The organism is Pedococcus aerophilus (genome assembly GCF_039532215.1).
GTDB lineage: Bacteria > Actinomycetota > Actinomycetes > Actinomycetales > Dermatophilaceae > Pedococcus > Pedococcus aerophilus.
On sequence record NZ_BAAARN010000005.1, the window covers coordinates 74,145 to 92,041 of the forward strand.

The window sequence follows — 17,897 nt, forward strand, 5'->3', positions numbered from 1 at the left end:
CTGATGGGTGCCGCGTGGTCCGGGGAGGTGCACGGGGCCCCAGACCGAGTAGCGTCGGGCGCGTGACTGCGACGCCTCCGGCAACCACACCCACCTCCCCCGACGCCCCGTCCACGGGCAGCACCGGCACCCGCCCCAGCGCGGCGCCCGCCCCCACCACCAGACCACCCCAGACCCCCATCGGCCGGATCCCGGTCCAGGACGTCAGCCCCGTCGTCGACGGTGGCGCCCGCCCGGCGAAGTCGGTGGTCGGCGAGCAGTTCACCGTGACCGCCACGGTCTTCCGCGAGGGCCACGACGCCGTCAACGCCTCGGTCGTCCTCACCGCCCCCGACGGCTCCGAGCGCGTCCTGCCAATGGCCAGCACCAACCCGGGCCTGAACGCCTGGGAGGCCGTCGTCGAGGCGGACGAGCCCGGCTGGTGGTCCTACCGCGTCGAGGGTTGGTCGGACCCCTACGCGACGTGGGAGCACGACGCCTCGATCAAGGTGGCCGCCGACATCGACGCGGAGATGATGCTCGAGGAGGGTGCCCGCGTCCTGGAGCGGGCCGTTTCCGAGGTGGATCGCGACGCATCGCAGCAGACCGTCCTCCGGGACGCGATCACCGCGCTGCGCGACACCCGCCGGCCCCCGCTGGCACGCCTGCACGCCGGCACCGACCCGTCGGTCGAGCGCGAGCTCGCCGCCCGCCCGCTGCGCGACCACGTCAGCCCCTCGACCGACCTCCCGCTGCTCGTCGAGCGCGAGCGCGCGCTGTACGGCGCGTGGTACGAGATCTTCCCCCGCTCCGAGGGAGCCGTGCAGGATCCGACCACCGGGAAGTGGACGAGCGGCACCCTGCGCACGGCGGCCGATCGCCTTCCGGCCATCGCGGCCATGGGCTTCGACGTCGTCTACCTCACGCCGATCCACCCGATCGGCACCACTGCGCGCAAGGGGCCGAACAACACGCTCGAGGCCGGGCCCGACGACCCGGGCAGCCCCTACGCCATCGGCTCCCCCGACGGCGGCCACGACGCGATCCACCCGGACCTCGGCACCTTCGCCGACTTCGACGCGTTCGTCGCCCGCACCGAGGGGCTCGGCATGGAGGTCGCGATGGACATCGCGCTCCAGTGCTCCCCCGACCACCCCTACGTGCAGTCCAACCCCGAGTGGTTCACGACGCGGGCCGACGGCACGATCGCCTACGCCGAGAACCCGCCCAAGAAGTACCAGGACATCTACCCGCTCAACTTCGACAACGACCCCCAGGGGTCCTACGCCGAGATGCGCCGGATGATCCAGGTCTGGATCGACCACGGGGTCAAGATCTTCCGCGTCGACAACCCGCACACCAAGCCGGTCGAGTTCTGGCAGTGGCTCATCGACGACGTCGCCCGTGACCACCCCGAGGTGATCTGGCTGGCCGAGGCGTTCACCAAGCCGGCGATGATGCACTCGCTCGGCAAGGTCGGGTTCCAGCAGTCGTACACCTACTACGCCTGGCGCAACCAGAAGTGGGACCTCACGGAGTACGTCGAGGAGCTCGCCGGTGACGCGGCGGCATACATGCGTCCCTCGTTCTGGCCCACGACGCACGACATCCTCACGCCCTACATGCAGTTCGGCGGCCCGGCCGCGTGGAAGCTGCGTGCCGCCCTCGCCGCGACGCTGGTGCCGACCTACGGCATCTACGCGGGCTACGAGCTCGTCGAGCACGTCGCCCGCCCGGGCGCCGAGGAGCAGATCGACAACGAGAAGTACCAGTACAAGAACCGCCACTGGGAGGACTACGAGCCCGGCGGCGCCAAGGAGGGCCAGTCGCTGGCCGGCTACCTCACGCGCATCAACGAGATCCGCCGCGAGCACCCCGCCCTGCACTGGCTGCGCAACATCACGTTCCACCACGTCGACGACGAGAACATCATGGCGTTCTCCAAGCGGCGCACCCTCCCGGACGGCAGCGAGGACATCATCGTCGTCGTCGCCAACCTCGACCCGCACAGCACGCGCGAGTCGACCGTCCACCTCGACATGCCCGCCCTCGGCCTCGGCTACGAGGACGGCATCGCCGCCCAGGACCTCCTGACCGGCGCGTCCTGGCACTGGGGTGAGCACGTCTACGTCCGACTCGGTCCCGAAACCGAGCCCGTCCACATCGTCGCCATCCGGAGGTTCTGATGCAGGGTCTCAACCTCAACCAGCCTGGTCTCAAGCACGACCCCGAGTGGTTCAAGACCGCGGTCTTCTACGAGGTGCTCGTCCGCGGCTTCGGCGACTCCAACGGGTCGGGTGCCGGTGACTTCACCGGTCTCATCGGCCGCCTCGACTACCTCCAGTGGCTCGGCGTCGACTGCCTCTGGCTGCCGCCGTTCTACGCGTCACCGCTGCGAGACGGTGGCTACGACATCGCCGACTACACCGCGGTGCTGCCGGAGTTCGGCACGCTGCCGGACTTCCAGGAGCTCGTGTCGCAGGCGCACGCCCGCGGCATCCGCATCATCACCGACTTCGTCATGAACCACACCAGCGACCAGCACCCGTGGTTCCAGGCGTCGCGCTCGGACCCTGAGGGCCCCTTCGGCGACTTCTACGTGTGGTCCGACACCGACGAGCCGTACTCCGACGCGCGCATCATCTTCATCGACACGGAGGTCTCCAACTGGACCTTCGACCCGATCCGTCGGCAGTTCTTCTGGCACCGCTTCTTCTCCCACCAGCCCGACCTCAACTTCGAGAACCCCGCCGTGCACGAGGCGATGTTCGACGTCGTGCGGTTCTGGATGGACATGGGCATCGACGGCTTCCGCCTCGACGCGGTCCCCTACCTCTACGAGGAGGAGGGCCACAACGGCGAGAACCACCCGAAGACGCACCAGTTCCTCGCCAAGCTCCGCAAGATGGTCGACACCGAGTACCCGGGTCGGATCCTGCTGGCCGAGGCCAACCAGCCCCCGGCGGACGTCGTGGACTACTTCGGCACCGAGGAGGAGCCGGAGTGCCAGATGTGCTTCCACTTCCCCGTCATGCCGATGCTCTACTACTCGCTGCGCGAGGAGAAGGCCGCGCCGATCATCGACGTCCTGGCCGACACCCCGCCGATCCCTGCCGGGACGCAGTGGGGCACCTTCCTGCGCAACCACGACGAGCTCACCCTCGAGATGGTGACGCCGGAGCAGCGTGCGGCGATGTACGGCTGGTACTCCCCCGACCCGCGCATGCGGGCCAACGTCGGCATCCGGCGACGGCTGTCACCGCTGCTCGACAACAGCCGGGCGGAGATCGAGCTCATCAACGCCCTGCTCCTGTCGCTGCCCGGTTCGCCGTGCCTCTACTACGGCGACGAGATCGGCATGGGCGACAACATCTGGCTCAACGACCGTGACGCGGTCCGCACGCCGATGCAGTGGACGCCCGACCGCAACGCCGGCTTCTCCGCGGCCGACCCCGGCAAGCTCTACCTGCCGGTGGTCTCCTCGCTCGTCTACCACTACAACAACGTCAACGTCGAGGCGCAGATGGCCACGAGCTCGTCGCTGCTGCACTGGGTGCGGGCCATGCTCGAGATCCGCAAGCGCCACCCCGTCTTCGGTCGTGGGGCGTTCGAGGTCTGCCCGTCCGACAACGACGCGGTGCTCTCGTTCCTGCGCGTCGAGTGGGACCACCAGGACGGCGCCGACTCCGAGGCGGTGCTCTGCATCAACAACCTCTCGAGCCGCCCGCAGGCCACGACGATCCGCGTGCCCGACGAGTTCAAGGGCGCCCAGCTCGCCGACCTGTTCGGGGGCAACGGCTTCCCGAAGATCTCCGACGACGGCACGATCACCGTGACGTTGGGCTCGCGCGACTTCTTCTGGCTCCGGCTGGTGCCGGGTGCTGCCCGTGGCTGAGATCCACAGCACCGCGAGCATCTCCCCGACGAAGCTCGAGCTGGTCGGTCCGTGGATGGCGCGCCAGCGCTGGTATGCCGCCAAGGGGCGCGCGCCGGTCCTGCGCAAGCTCTGGTCGTGGCGCCTCGACGACCCCTCCGGTGACGTGGGGATCGAGACGCTCCTGGTCGTCGACGAGGGCGGTCCCGAGCAGGTCGTCTACCAGGTGCCCCTCACCTACCGGGGGGCTCCGCTCGAGGGCGGCCAGCACGCGCTCGTCGGGACCATGGAGCACAGCGTGCTCGGCTCCCGATGGGTCTACGACGGCACGCACGACCCCGTCTACGCCGCGCAGCTCCTCGCCCTCGTGCTCGGCCAGGTGACCCCGCAGGCCGGGAGCGCCTCCGACACCGCGGAGCCGGCGGTCGTGCCGACGCGTCACCCGTCCTGGACGACGCAGACCACCCTGACCGCTTCGCGGGTGCTGTCCGGCGAGCAGTCCAACACCTCGATCATCTTCGACTGCCTCGATGAGTCGGGCGCCGCGAAACCGTTGATCTGCAAGGTGTTCCGGACGCTCCAGGCCGGGGAGAACCCCGACGTCGTCGTGCAGGGCGCCCTCGCCGAGGCCGGGTCGCTGCGCGTCCCTGGCATGGTCGGCGCCGTGGCCGCCACGTGGCCATCGGTCGACGGCGAGGGGTCCGACCTCGGACACCTCGCCTTCGCGCAGGAGTTCTTCCCCGGCACCGAGGACGCGTGGCGCGTGGCGCTGCGCGCGATCGCCGCGGACGAGGACTTCTCCGACCGGGCCCGTGAGCTCGGTGCCGCCACGGCCGAGGTGCACTCGCGCCTCGCCGAGGTCATGCCCACCGAGCCGGTGACGGCCGAGGCCGTCGCCACCACGGTGGCCGGGATGCGTGGCCGCTACGCCGCAGCAGCGTCCGAGGTCCCGGGACTGGCCGAGCACGAGCAGCGGATCGCCGCCGTGTTCGACCGTGCTGCCGACGCGAGCTGGCCTGCGCTGCAACGGATCCACGGCGACTACCACCTGGGCCAGGTGCTTCAGGTGAACGGTCGGGGCTGGGTCCTGCTCGACTTCGAGGGCGAGCCCCTGCGGCCGCTGTCCGAGCGCACCCGTCCCGATCTCGCCGTGCGCGACGTCGCCGGCATGCTGCGCTCGTTCGACTACGCGGGCGGCTCCTGGGAGCAGGCCCACCCCGGGCAGGACGCCCGCGCGTGGGTCGACGCCGCGCAGCGCGCCTTCCTCGAGGGGTATGCCGCGCAGTCCGGGCGGGACCCGCGCGAGGACGCCGTGCTGCTCACCGCGTTCCAGCTCGACAAGGCGCTGTACGAGGTCGTGTACGAGGCCCGCAACCGGCCGACCTGGTTGACCATTCCCACCACAGCGGTGGTCCGACTGCTTGACGATGCGAGGAAGGACCTTCCGTGAGCCCTTTCGGCAAGAAGGACAAGAAGCCCAAGAAGGCCAAGGCGACCCCCACCGAGCCGACGCCTCCGGTGGCCCCCGCCCCGGCGCCGCAGCCGGCCGGCGCCGAGCCGCCCGCCGAGGAACCGCCCGCCGAGGAACCGGTCGCTGCGGCGGCCGAGTCCGCGGCGGTCGAGCCGACCGTCGAGCCGGCGACCACCGTCGAGGGGGAGTCGGTCCCGCCGCACACCTCTCCCGAGGAGTCGCTCATCGAGAAGCCTGCGGGCTCACCGTCTGCGCCCACGGCGCCGACCACCGAGCCCCCGGTCGACCGCTCCCCCGAGCCCCTGCCCCCGGTCTCCACGCCGGAGGAGGCCATCCGCGCCCTGGCCGACGGCCGCCACCAGCAGCCGCACGACCTGCTCGGCCATCACCTCGAGCCGGCGGGGCTGCGCGTGCGCGCCTACCGGCCGTTCGCGTCCACCGTCGCCGTGCGCTTCGCCGACGGCACCCGACTCGACCTCCAGCACGAGGCCGACGGAGTGTGGGGCGGCCTGCGCGAGGGCGCCGCCGAGACCCAGGACTACCGGCTCCTCGTCAGCTACGCCGACGGGGTCGAGCACGAGATGGACGACCCCTACCGCTTCGCCCCCACGCTCGGTCCGCTCGACCTGCACCTCATCGGTGAGGGTCGCCACGAGCAGCTGTGGACCGTGCTCGGTGCGCACGTCCGCGAGTACGACGGACCGCTCGGCAACGTCGTCGGCACGTCGTTCGCCGTGTGGGCCCCCCGTGCCCAGGCGGTGCACGTGACCGGCGACTTCAACGGCTGGGACGGCCGCAGCCACCCCATGCGCCTGCTCGGAGAGTCCGGGGTCTGGGAGCTGTTCGTCCCCGGTGCCGGTGACGGCACCCTCTACAAGTACCTCGTGCGCGGCGCCGACGGGAAGGTGCGCGAGAAGGCCGACCCGATGGCCCAGGCCACCGAGCTCCCGCCGGGCCGCGCCTCGGTCGTCGTCCGGCCGCAGTACGACTGGAACGACGGCGAGTGGCTCGCCAAGCGGACCGAGAGCAACCACCACGAGCAGCCGATGAGCATCTACGAGGTGCACCTCGGGTCGTGGCGCAGCGGCCACTCCTACCGCGACCTCGCCGAGCACCTCGTCAACTACGTGGCCGACCTCGGCTTCACGCACGTCGAGCTCATGCCCGTCATGGAGCACCCCTACCCGCCGTCCTGGGGCTACCACGTCACGAGCTACTACGCGCCGAGTGCGCGCTTCGGTCGGCCCGACGACTTCCGCTACTTCGTCGACCGCCTGCACCAGGCCGGCATCGGCGTCATCCTCGACTGGGTGCCCGGCCACTTCGCCACCGACCCGTGGGCGCTGGCCCGGTTCGACGGGCTCCCGCTCTACGAGCACCCGGACCCGCGCAAGGGCTGGCACCCCGAGTGGGGTTCGTACATCTTCGACTTCGGCCGCATGCAGGTGCGCAACTTCCTCGTGGCCAACGCGGTCTACTGGCTCGAGGAGTTCCACGTCGACGGCCTGCGCGTCGACGGCGTCGCCTCGATGCTCTACCTCGACTACGCCCGCAAGGACGGCGAGTGGGTGCCGAACATCCACGGCGGCCACGAGAACCTCGAGGCGGTGGGCCTGCTCCAGGAAGCCAACGCGACCGCATACAAGCGGGTCCCCGGCGTCGTGATCATCGCCGAGGAGTCCACGTCGTGGCCGGGCGTCACCAAGCCCACCAGCGGCGGCGGTCTCGGCTTCGGGCTGAAGTGGAACATGGGCTGGATGAACGACTCCTTGAAGTACCTCAAGGAGAACCCCATCCACCGGCAGTACCACCACCACCTGCTGACGTTCTCGCTCATGTACGCCTTCAGCGAGAACTACCTGCTGCCCATCAGCCACGACGAGGTCGTCCACGGCAAGGGCTCGTTGCTGCGCAAGGCCCCCGGCAGCCGCTACGACCAGCTCGCCACGGTGCGGGCGTTCCTCGCCTACCTGTGGAGCCACCCCGGCAAGCAGCTGCTCTTCATGGGCAGCGAGTTCGCCCAGGAGGCCGAGTGGGCCGACGGACGCGAGCTCGACTGGTGGCTGCTCGACCACGCGGCGCACTACCGCGTCCACAACCTCGTCAAGGAGCTCAACCGGGTCTACCGCGAGAACCCTGCACTGTGGGCGCTGGACGCCGACCCGGCCGGGTTCGAGTGGCTCGACGCCGACGACGCAGCAGGAAACACCTACTCCTACCTGCGTTTCGGCCAGCGTGACCGGCAGGGGCCGGTGGTCGCCGTGGCAGTCAACTTCGGTGGCCTCGCGCGCGACCCGCTGCGCCTCGGCGTCCCGCACGCCGGTGACTGGAAGGTCATCCTCGACACGAGCGGGTACGACGAGTTCGGCACGCCGAGCCAGGCGGACGTCGTCGTCACCGCCCAGGAGCACGGTGCCCAGGGCCAGCCGTACTCGGTCGAGGTGCGCGTCGCCGCACTGTCCGCGGTCTACCTCGCGCCGGTAGGCACCGCCGCCGAGCAGACCGTCGAGTCCACCACCACGTCGACCATCGCAGGGTCGCCGCGGGCGACCGCCGCGGAGGACACCACCGAGTGACCGGGCTGTGGGTCGGCGGGGTCCAGGTGCCTCCGCTGGTCCTCCCCGTCGCGATCACGTATGCCGTGCTGGCCGGCCTCGCCCTCCACCGGGGGCGGGGCCGGTGGCCGGTCGTGGTCCCGTGGGTCCTGCTGCTCGGTGCGCTGGCGGTCACCGCCACCGCCACGCTGACGCCGCCGCTCACGCTGGACAACCCCGAGCTCTACGGCGAGTTCGTCGGTCGGCAGTGCGCCGTGGTGGTCCCCGACATGTCGTGGACCGCCATCACCTCGGGCGACCAGCGCCTGCTCAACGTCGCGCTGTTCGTCCCGATCGGGCTGCTGGCCGTCCTCGTGTCGCGAACGCTGCGACGCGTGGTCGTCGGACTCGTCATCGCGGTGGTCGCAGCGCTCCCGGTCGTCATCGAGGCGATCCAGTGGGCCTTCCCCTCCCTGCTCCGGGCCTGCGACACGACCGATCTCGGCGACAACTACGTGGGCCTGTTGACCGGACTCGCCGTCGGTGGACTCGGCGTGGGACTGCGGTGGGCAGCAGGGCGGAACGCTGGCAGAGTGGGCCCATGAACGACCCGCGCGCAGGACAGCCCGCCGAGCCCTCCGACCTGGTCGACGTGGCCCACCTCGTCACCGCGTACTACACGCTGGTCCCCGACCCCGACGACCTCGACCAGCAGGTCGCGTTCGGCACCTCGGGGCACCGCGGGTCGAGCCTGCGCACGGCGTTCAACGAGGCGCACATCCTGGCGACGACCCAGGCCATCTGCGACTACCGGGCCTCCCAGGGGTACGACGGGCCGTTGTTCATCGGCCGCGACACCCACGCGCTGAGCGAGCCGGCCTGGGCCTCGGCGCTCGAGGTGCTCGCCGCGAACGACGTCATCGTCCTGGTCGACGACCGCGACGGCTACACCCCGACGCCGGCCGTCAGCCACGCGATCATCCGCGCCAACGAGGGAAGGACCACCGGCTCGGCACTCGCCGACGGGATCGTCGTGACCCCCTCGCACAACCCGCCGTACGACGGCGGGTTCAAGTACAACCCGCCGCACGGTGGTCCGGCCGACTCCGACGCCACCAAGGTCATCGCCGCCCGGGCCAACGAGCTCATCGCCGGGGGCCTCGCCGACGTGCGACGGATCCCCTACTCCCGTGCCCGGGCCCACTCGCAGGCCTACGACTTCCTCGGCACGTACGTCGACGACCTGCCCGACGTCGTCGACCTCGCCCGCATCAAGGAGGCCGGGATCCGGATCGGCGCCGACCCCCTCGGTGGCGCCGCTGTCGCGTACTGGGGCGAGATCGCCGACCGGCACGGCATCGACCTCACCGTCGTCAACCCGCTGGTCGACCCCACGTGGCGCTTCATGACGCTGGACTGGGACGGCAAGATCCGGATGGACTGCTCGTCGCCCTCGGCGATGGCCTCCCTCATCGCCCGCAAGGACGAGTACGACATCGCGACGGGCAACGACGCCGACTCCGACCGGCACGGCATCGTCACCCCCGACGCCGGCCTGATGAACCCCAACCACTTCCTCGCGGTCGCCATCCAGTACCTCTTCGGCGGGGCACGGCCCGACTGGCCGCAGGGCGCCGCGATCGGCAAGACGCTGGTCTCCTCGTCGATGATCGACCGGGTCGCCTCGGACCTCGGGGCGCGGCTGGTCGAGGTGCCGGTCGGGTTCAAGTGGTTCGTGCCCGGGCTCATCGACGGCAGCTTCGGGTTCGGCGGCGAGGAGTCGGCCGGTGCGTCCTTCCTGCGTCGTGGTGGCGCGGCCTGGACCACCGACAAGGACGGCATCATCCTCGCCCTGCTCGCCTCGGAGATCCTCGCGGCGACCGGCAAGTCCCCCAGCCAGCACTACGCCGACCTGACCGCGCGCCACGGGGACCCGGCCTACGCCCGTATCGACGCCGCCGCCGACCGGCAGCAGAAGGCGAAGCTCGCCGCCCTGTCCCCCGAGGACGTCGCGGCCGACTCCCTGGCGGGAGAGCCGATCACGGCCAAGCTGACCAAGGCTCCCGGCAACGACGCAGCCATCGGCGGCCTCAAGGTGACGACCGACAGCGCGTGGTTCGCGGCCCGCCCGTCCGGCACCGAGGACGTCTACAAGATCTACGCCGAGTCCTTCCAGGGCCCCGAGCACCTCGCGCAGGTGCAGGCCGAGGCCAAGGAGGTCGTGGACGCCGCCCTCCGCGGCTGAACCCGTGGCTCCGCTGTGAGCGGACAGCGGTGCGGAACAACTCGGACATCGACCGACGTTGACACCGACATGACGCCCTCGAACACCCCTCGCCAGATCCGCGAGACCGGGCCTCGCACCTTTCCCCGAGCGAGCAGCACCGGTCCCAACCTCGCCACCCTCGACCGCGTCCGTGGTCTGCGTCGTCCCCGGCTCATGCAGCCGGAGGCGCGCCGTCACCAGGTCGAGCAGGAGTGCCGCGCCTGCTGAAGGCCCCCACTCCTGTCGTCTGACGGGCTCCGCCACCTCGGCGTCAGTCGCGTCCGGGGTCGGTTCGCCCCGAGGTCGGTTCGCCCCGGGTCGGTTCGCCTCCCGGGGAGGCGGGCGTCAGTCGGTCAGCGCGGGCGCCGGTCCACCGACGACGGCCTCGTCAGCGGAGGAGCGCCCGGGGCTCAGCCGTGAGGTCTCGTCCGAGACCCACAGCCGGGTCAGCCCGCCGAAGTGGCCCTCGAACTTGTCCCACTCGTGCTGGGGGTACGTCGACCGGATCGTGTCGGTGAGCAGCCCGCGGAAGTCCGGGGAGTCCACCCACTCCAGCACCATCTCGTCGAGGTGCGGCAGCGCCGCGTCGCAGAACTCGCGGTAGCGGTCGGTCTCGAAGTGGTCGTCCGAAAGCCCTTGGTAGGCAGCGAGCTTCGCCTGGTAGTCCAGCGCCGGGTCGTCGGCGATCTCGAACCAAGGACCGGTGTCGACCTGGGTCTTCGCCTTGCGGCCCGTGGCCACACAGAACACCGACCACTTGAGCAGCGCCTTCATCGCCCACGGGAAGTAGTAGTGCAGCGAGGTCACCGCGACGTCGGGGCAGGCGTTGGCGTAGTCGATCGGGTAGACCACGCCGTCCTTGACGAGCATCTCGCAGGAGTTGAACTCCCACCGGAAGAACGCGTTGACCGTCTGGGCGATGGTGACCGCCTCGGTCCCCACGCCCTCGGAGAGGAAGCCGTGCTCGACGGCATACCGGTTGTGCATGGGCTCGTCGGGGCGGAACTTCATGACCATCGACTCGGGGCCGATGGTCAGCGCCCGGGCGAACACCTCGAACCCGTCGACCGACTTCTGCAGGTGCATGAGCATCTCGCCGGAGTCGTCGTACGCCTCGTGCAGGTCGGCCCGGTCCTTGATCTGGGAGACCCCGCGCCACGCCCCGCCGTCGAACGGCTTCATGAACATCGGGTACCCGAGCTCGTCGGCGATGCGGTCGAGGTCGAAGGACTTGTTGTACTTCTCGGAGGTGAAGGCCCAGCGCGCGTTGTCGAGGGGGTTCTTGTAGGGGACGAGCACGGTCTCGGGGACGTTCATCCCGAGGCGCAGCAGCGCGCAGTACGCCGAGTGCTTCTCCATGGACTGGAACGTGAACGGGCTGTTGAGCAGGTAGACGTCGTCCATGAGGGCGACCTTCTTGAGCCACTCGCGCGGGTGGTAGTACCAGTGCGCGAGGCGGTCGATGACCAGGTCGTGACGAGGCTTGTCGCGCAGGTTGAAGGGCTCGATCGTCACCCGCTCGGTCGACACGTCGTGCTGCGTGCCGTCCGGCCCGGTGATGACGCCCATGCGCTGGGCCAACGTCTCGAACGCGCGGGGCCAGTCGCCCTCGGCGCCGAGGAGCAGTCCGATGAGGTGTTCCTGCGATTTCGCCATGCGCCCCATCCTGTCGGCTGGGGCGCCTCCCCGAAAGTGGAGTCGACGTGTTCGGCTAGAACAACGCGCTCATCAGGGACGTGCGCGCCTTGCGCACCCGCTCGTCGTGCGCCCCGACGACCGCGAACAGCTGCACGAGGTGCACGCGGACCTGCTCGCGCTCGTCACCGCTCGTCGCGCGCACGAGGTCGATGAGGCGCAGGAACGCGTCCTCGACGTGACCGCCGAGGACGTCGAGGTCGGCGACCAGCGTCTGGGCGGCGACGTCGGTCGGGTGCTCCGCCGCGGCGGCGCGGGCAGCCTGGAGGTCGGCGCCCTCGGTGCGCTGCATCAGCCCGACCTGGGCCAGGCCCAGCTCGGCGTCCGCGTCGGCGGGGTTCGCCTTGAGCGCCTTCGTGTATGCCGCGTGGGCGGCGTCGAGGTCGCCGCTCTCGATCGCGTCGTAGGCCTCCTGGTGCAACGGCGGCAGCGGCGGCTCCACCGGCTCGTCGCCGTCCTGTGCCGGGGTCCCGGCGACCTCGACCCGTCCCGTGACGCCGTGCTGGACCGCCAGCCCGAGAAACTCCTCGAGGATGGGGCGCACCGCCTCTGCGGGCTGGACCCCGGCGAACATCGGGACCGGCTGGCCCTGGACCATTCCCATCGTGACCGGGACGCTCTGCACCTGGAAGGCACGCAGCAGCGTGGGATTCTGCTCGACGTCGACGCTGACCACCTGGAGGCGTCCGGCGTGCGCGCCCGCGAGCTCGACCACCGTGTCGAGGTAGGCGCGGGACTCCGGCACCTGGGAGGCCCACAGCACCAGGAGCAGCGGGACGCTGACCGAGGCGTTCGCCACCTCCTGGAAGTTCGCGTCGGTGCCCTCGACGACCAGGCCGGACCGACCGGGGACACCGGTCGGCGCCCCGCCACTGGCGCCGGCGCCACCCGCACCTGTTCCGGCGGGACCACCCGGTGCACCCGCGGGGCCACCTTGCGGCGCCCGAGATGCGTTGGACGGTGCGGTGGCCTTCAGGCCGGTGAGGTCGACGGCCCCACGCAGGCCTCCAGCGGTGAACGGCTGCTCAGTCATGGTGGCGATTCTTCCTCACTGCGGGCCCCGGTGCGCACGCGCCCCGAGCAGGTCAGGAACCCTTCGCGGAGAACAGCACCTCGTCGGCCCCGACGACACCGGCCTTGCCCTCGGCCGGGACGGTGAAGACCACGGTCTCGTAGGACTTGAGCTCGGCGCTCTTGGTCAGCGTCTTCTTCTTCACCAGACGCTGGAACTCCGCACTCGGGGTGAGCGACTTGCCGCCCGACTTGAGCGTGATGGTGTCGGTGCGCTCGAGCAGGGAGAACACCAGGGCTCCCCCACCGCGCAGCGCGATGGCCACGGTCTGCTTCGGCTGGGCCACGTGCTTCTGGGTCAGGGTGGCCAACGCGCCGAAGGCCTTGGCCTGGGCCGCGGCGTTGGCCCGCACCGAGGTCGAGAACGGGTCGGTGGTGTCGACCGCCTCCGCCTTGCCCGGCTTGGGGTACGCGAGGCTGTCGGCGTACTGCGTCACCAGCGCGGCAGGCTCGACGGCCAGCTCGGTGTCCTTGCTGACCAACGGCGACCCGCTGTCCAGCGAGTCGAGCGCGGCCACCTGGGTGCCGGGCGCCATGGTAACGGCGGCGCTCAGCCGGAAGGGCGTCGTCGCGTCGGGCGAGGTGAGGAGGTTGAGCTTCGCCGCCCCCTCGGCGGTCGCGGTCTGCACGAGGATGAGGCGGGGAAAGGCGGTGCCACGGGAGACCGCGAGCACCTTCGGGGGCTCGCTGCGGGTCAGGGGCGCCGGCGTCGCCGTGCCCGCCGGGTCGGCCTCGAGCTTGCTCGCGGCCTCGGCGACCGCGAGCGCACTGCCGGTCAGGGCCTCGTCGCGCAGGGCCTTGGCCGCCTCGGCCGCCTTGGCGTCCTTGACCGGCGCCGCAGCGGCGGCATCGGCTGCGGCGATGACGCGCTCGGCGATCTTCTCCGCACTCGCGGCGTCGATGGGAGCGGTGGTCGTCACCTGCGCCGGCGCCGCGTCGTTGACGCCGACGAGGGCGCTTCCGGCACCGCAGCCGGTCAGGGCGAGGGTGAGGGCGCCGGCGAGGAGCGCGGGGGTGGTCAGCTTCCTCATGCGGAGACCTCCTCGGTGGGACGGGCTTCGTCGGTGGGTGTCGTGGGGTGGACCTGCCGACGACGCTGCTGCCACAGGCCGGCGGCACCGGCGGCGGTGGCCAGCAGCCCGACGAGGGTGACGAGCAGGGCCTGGAAGAACCACGTGCGTCGCTCGATGGTCACGCTCAGCTCGGCGATGTCGGCAGGCTTGCCGTCGGCCGTGGCGATGACGACGGCCTCGGGGGCGTCCTCCTGGGAGACGGCCAGGCGGACCCGGCCCTCACCCTGGAGGCTCTCGCGCCATACGTCCGCACCTGCGAGGGCGGGAGCGGCGCCGGCACCGGCGCGGGAGGAGACCAGCGACCACGAGCGCACCTTCGCGCCCGTCACGGTCCTGGTGTCGGCGCCGCCGACCACGGCCTCGACGTCGGACGGGGTGGCCCGGGCGATGAACACCGGGCTGTCGCCACGGGTCACGACGGTGACCGTGGTGGGGCGCTCGATCCGGTTGAGCAACGAGGGCTCGACGACGACGACACTGCCCTTCGCGGGGGTGCTGGTGAAGGTCGCGCTACCGGAGGGGCCGAGGTTGAACGTGAACCAGGACCCGAGCCCCAGCAGCACGAGCCCGATCACGGTCAGCACGGCCAGGACGGCGCGTTTGGCCACAATCGACACAGTCAGATTCCTTACGTGAATGGGCCGGCACGGGAGTGTTCCCCGCACCGGCATCGTCATCCACCATGACCCAGACGCTCCCTGAGGACAAATCCTCAGCCACCCAAACCGGGACGTCAGTGGCATGATCGCCCGTAATGACCACTCGAGCCCGGCACAGTCACCACCGCCGTCCCGGACGCCCCCGTGAGGAGGCCACGGAGCAGGCGATCACGGCCGCAGCACGCCAGGTCCTCGCCGACAAGGGCGTCGCGCGGATGTCGATGGAGCACGTGGCGGCCAGGGCCGGTGTGGCCAAGAGCACGCTCTACCGGCGGTGGCCGAGCAAGGTCGAGCTGGCCGTGCACGCGGTCGCCGCGACGTTCGACGAGATCGAGGTCGGCGACCACGGCTCGCTGGCCGCCGACATGCGCTCGGGCATCGAGGAGGCCGCCCGCCTCCTTCGGGACCCCTCCACCGGAGGGGCGTATGCCGCGTTGCTGGCCGAGTCGGCCCGCGACCCGGAGGGCGTCGGCACGCAGGTCCGCGAGTCGCTCTCGACCCGGCTGCACGCGCTCGTCGCGACCTCCGTGGCGCGGGCGATCGAGCGCGGTGAGATCCAGCCCGACATGGTCGACGTGGACCTGCTCGCCGATGTCGTGGTGGGTTCGGTCATGCACCGCTCGCTGGCGACCGGCGTGCCGGACCAGGCATTCGTGGACGGGCTCATCGAGCTGCTCGCCGACGTCGCCTACGCCCGGCTGCACCGCGCGGCGGTGGCCGCGAGCGCCGCCCGCGCGACCGACTAGAAGCGGGCCGGCTCGCGGTAGATGCCCCACTCGTCGCGCAGGGCGTTGCAGATCTCGCCCAGCGTGGCCTCGGCACGGACCGCGTCGAGCATGGCGGGGAGCATGTTGTCGTCGGTGCGGGCGACCTCGACCATGTGCGCGACGGCGGCGCGGACGGCGTCCTCGTCGCGGGCGGCCTTGCGGGTCGCCAGCGCGGCGACCTGCTCGGTCTCGACCTCGTGGCTGACGCGCAGGATCTCGAGCTCGTGGGTGACCGAGGCGGTGTGGCAGTTGACGCCGACGACCTTCTTGTCACCCTTCTCCAGGGCCACCTGGTACTGGAAGGCGGCCTCGGCGATCTCGGACATGAACCAGCCCTCCTCGATGCCGCGCAGGATGCCTCGGGTCATCGGCCACTCGTTGCCGGTCTTCCCGGTGTTCTCCGCGACGAGCGACGCGAGGCCCTCCGTGTCCTGGGTCGTCAGGTCGCTGCCGCCCATGGCCAGGATGCGCTCGAAGATCGCCTCGGCCTCGGCCTCGATCTTGTCGGTGAGGGCCTCGACGTACCAGCTGCCGCCCAGCGGGTCGGCGACGTTGACGACGCCGGTCTCCTCCATGATCACCTGCTGGGTGCGCAGGGCGATCTCGGCCGCCTGCTCGCTGGGGAGGGCGAGGGTCTCGTCGAGGGCGTTGGTGTGCAACGAGTTCGTGCCACCCAACACCGCGGCGAGCGCCTCGACGGCGGTGCGGACGACGTTGTTGTAGGGCTGCTGCGCGGTGAGGCTGACGCCGGCGGTCTGCGTGTGGAACCGCAGCCACTGCGCCTTGTCGGTCTTCGCGCCATACACGTCGCGCAGCCAGCGGGCCCAGATGCGGCGGGCCGCGCGGAACTTGGCGATCTCCTCGAAGAAGTCGAGGTGGCTGTCGAAGAAGAAGGACAGGCCGGGGGCGAAGGTGTCGATGTCGAGGCCGCGGGACAGGCCGAGCTCGACGTACCCGAAGCCGTCGGCGAGGGTGAAGGCGAGCTCCTGCGCGGCCGTGGAGCCGGCCTCGCGGATGTGGTAGCCCGAGACGGACAGCGGCTTGTAGTCCGGGATCTTCTCGGCGCAGTACTCCATGAGGTCGCCGATCAGGCGCAGGTGCGGCTCGGGGGCGAACAGCCACTCCTTCTGCGCGATGTACTCCTTGAAGATGTCGGTCTGCAGGGTGCCGTTGAGGACACCGAGGTCGACGCCCTGGCGCTCGGCGGCGACGAGGTACATGCAGAAGACCGGGACGGCGGGGCCGCTGATCGTCATCGACGTGGTGATCTGCTCGAGCGGCAGCTCGTTGAACAGGACCTCCATGTCGGCGGCGGAGTCGATGGCCACGCCGCAGTGGCCGACCTCGCCGAGCGCCATCGGGTCGTCGGAGTCGCGCCCCATCAGGGTCGGCATGTCGAAGGCGACGGAGAGGCCGCCGCCACCGCGCTCGAGGATCATCTTGTAGCGCTCGTTGGTCTGCACCGCGTTGCCGAAGCCGGCAAACTGGCGGATCGTCCAGGTGCGGCCTCGGTAGCCCGTCGGGTAGAGGCCGCGGGTGAACGGGTACTCCCCCGGCCAGCCGATGCGCTCGGGTGCCTCGCCGTCGGTGGGGCCGTACGCCGGGTCGACCTCCATCCCGGACAGCGTGGTGAAGTCGGCGTCGCGCACCCGACCGGTGGACTGGGCCGCGTCGTAGCGCGCCTGCCAGCGAGCGGCGCCGGACTGGTCGGGAGTGGTCTGCGTCATACCCGGCAATTTACTAGGACGTCCTAGTAATCACCAACCCCGTGCTCCAAGCTCGCGCTCCACCCCTCCAATCCCACCCCCCACCCCCGGGAAACGGTGGTTGCTCGACGAAACGGGCCCCATGTGCGCCGTTTCCTCGAGCAACCACCGTTTCGTGGGGTCACCCCGGGAGGAGAGGTATGGCGCGGCGCCGGCCACGCGGCATACCGCAGGGTTTGCGGGGCGGGGCGGGGCGGCGGGGTCGGCGGGAGGACGGGGTCAGGCGTCGAAGTCGGCGGCGCCGATGCGGACCTTGCGCAGGAGCTCGAAGAGCTGCTCGTGCTCGGCCGCGCTGAGCATGCCGAGGCCGAACCGGGACTCCACGAGGTCCTTGGTCGCCGCCTCCATGGCGTCGCGTCCCGCCGGGGTGATCACGGCGAGCGTGCCGCGGCCGTCGTCGGGGTTGGGCACCCGCTCGACGAAGCCCTGGGCGTGCAGTCGCTGCACGATGTTCGTCGCGCTCGTCGGGTGGACCATGAGGCGCTGCCCGATCTTGCTCATCCCGAGTCGTCCGTCCCGGCTGAACGCGAGCAGCACGAGCGCCTCGTAGCGGGCGAAGCTCAGGCCGCGCCGCCCGACGAGGGCGTCGTAGTCGGTGATGAGCAGCTGCTGGACCCGCATGATCGAGGTCGCGCTGGCCATCGCGAGCGGCTGGGACGTCCGACCCCAGCGCCTGGTCCACAGCTGGGCCGCCCGGGTGATCGGGTCGAACGGCAGTCGGATGGGCTTGGGCACGCGCAGC

At 70.9% G+C, this 17,897-nt stretch carries 14 protein-coding genes; 8 read left to right on the forward strand and 6 right to left on the reverse strand.

Annotated elements, in window-relative coordinates; all coding sequences use genetic code 11:
* Window positions 1-62: 62 nt before the first annotated feature.
* The 7 genes from ABD286_RS17020 to ABD286_RS17050 all read left to right on the forward strand — a co-directional run bounded on the left by ABD286_RS17020 (window position 63) and on the right by ABD286_RS17050 (window position 10,352).
* On the forward strand, window positions 63-2,165 hold the full coding sequence (locus ABD286_RS17020; RefSeq protein ID WP_344195664.1) for an alpha-1,4-glucan--maltose-1-phosphate maltosyltransferase: 2,103 nt from the start codon (window positions 63-65) through the stop codon (window positions 2,163-2,165).
* A complete protein-coding gene (treS, locus tag ABD286_RS17025; RefSeq protein ID WP_344195666.1) occupies window positions 2,165-3,874 on the forward strand; it encodes a maltose alpha-D-glucosyltransferase in 1,710 nt (569 codons plus the stop codon). The genes ABD286_RS17020 and treS overlap by 1 nt, the downstream gene beginning before the upstream one ends.
* Window positions 3,867-5,303, forward strand: a complete 1,437-nt coding sequence (locus ABD286_RS17030; protein WP_344195667.1) for a maltokinase N-terminal cap-like domain-containing protein — start codon at window positions 3,867-3,869, stop codon at window positions 5,301-5,303. Before treS ends, ABD286_RS17030 begins: the two co-directional genes overlap by 8 nt.
* On the forward strand, window positions 5,300-7,900 hold the full coding sequence (gene glgB, locus ABD286_RS17035) for a 1,4-alpha-glucan branching protein GlgB (protein WP_344195669.1): 2,601 nt from the start codon (window positions 5,300-5,302) through the stop codon (window positions 7,898-7,900). Before ABD286_RS17030 ends, glgB begins: the two co-directional genes overlap by 4 nt.
* Entirely contained in the window at window positions 7,897-8,463 is a 567-nt protein-coding gene (locus ABD286_RS17040) for a VanZ family protein (protein ID WP_344195671.1), read from the forward strand. Before glgB ends, ABD286_RS17040 begins: the two co-directional genes overlap by 4 nt.
* Window positions 8,460-10,103 carry a phosphoglucomutase (alpha-D-glucose-1,6-bisphosphate-dependent) gene (gene pgm / locus ABD286_RS17045; protein ID WP_344195673.1) on the forward strand — a complete coding sequence of 548 codons (1,644 nt, stop codon included), beginning with the start codon at window positions 8,460-8,462 and terminating at the stop codon, window positions 10,101-10,103. Before ABD286_RS17040 ends, pgm begins: the two co-directional genes overlap by 4 nt.
* Before the next feature lie 69 nt (window positions 10,104-10,172).
* Entirely contained in the window at window positions 10,173-10,352 is a 180-nt protein-coding gene (locus ABD286_RS17050; RefSeq protein WP_344195675.1) for a hypothetical protein, read from the forward strand.
* Between the two features lie 117 nt (window positions 10,353-10,469).
* Here the strand turns inward: ABD286_RS17050 and ABD286_RS17055 are convergent, their stop codons facing one another.
* From ABD286_RS17055 to ABD286_RS17070, 4 genes are read right to left on the reverse strand one after another with little or no spacing between them, the layout of a single operon-like run.
* The gene (locus ABD286_RS17055) at window positions 10,470-11,780 is read right to left on the reverse strand and encodes an ATP-grasp domain-containing protein (protein WP_344195677.1); all 1,311 of its coding nucleotides are present in this window, start codon (window positions 11,778-11,780) and stop codon (window positions 10,470-10,472) included.
* Window positions 11,781-11,835: 55 nt separating this feature from the next.
* Window positions 11,836-12,852: a tetratricopeptide repeat protein gene (locus ABD286_RS17060; protein ID WP_344195679.1), complete on the reverse strand. Its 1,017-nt coding sequence runs from the start codon at window positions 12,850-12,852 to the stop codon at window positions 11,836-11,838.
* Window positions 12,853-12,904: 52 nt separating this feature from the next.
* Window positions 12,905-13,921: a DUF8094 domain-containing protein gene (locus ABD286_RS17065; RefSeq protein WP_344195681.1), complete on the reverse strand. Its 1,017-nt coding sequence runs from the start codon at window positions 13,919-13,921 to the stop codon at window positions 12,905-12,907.
* Window positions 13,918-14,580, reverse strand: coding sequence for a hypothetical protein (locus tag ABD286_RS17070; protein ID WP_344195683.1), 663 nt, complete (start codon window positions 14,578-14,580; stop codon window positions 13,918-13,920). Before ABD286_RS17070 ends, ABD286_RS17065 begins: the two co-directional genes overlap by 4 nt.
* Before the next feature lie 137 nt (window positions 14,581-14,717).
* Between ABD286_RS17070 and ABD286_RS17075 the strand changes: the two genes are divergently transcribed.
* On the forward strand, window positions 14,718-15,368 hold the full coding sequence (locus ABD286_RS17075; RefSeq protein ID WP_344195685.1) for a TetR/AcrR family transcriptional regulator: 651 nt from the start codon (window positions 14,718-14,720) through the stop codon (window positions 15,366-15,368).
* Here the strand turns inward: ABD286_RS17075 and icmA are convergent.
* Window positions 15,365-17,116, reverse strand: coding sequence for a coenzyme B12-dependent isobutyryl-CoA mutase large subunit (icmA, locus tag ABD286_RS17080; RefSeq protein ID WP_344195687.1), 1,752 nt, complete (start codon window positions 17,114-17,116; stop codon window positions 15,365-15,367). The genes ABD286_RS17075 and icmA overlap by 4 nt on opposite strands.
* A 258-nt stretch (window positions 17,117-17,374) precedes the next feature.
* Entirely contained in the window at window positions 17,375-17,890 is a 516-nt protein-coding gene (locus ABD286_RS17085; RefSeq protein ID WP_344195689.1) for a MarR family winged helix-turn-helix transcriptional regulator, read from the reverse strand.
* Window positions 17,891-17,897: the final 7 nt, after the last annotated feature.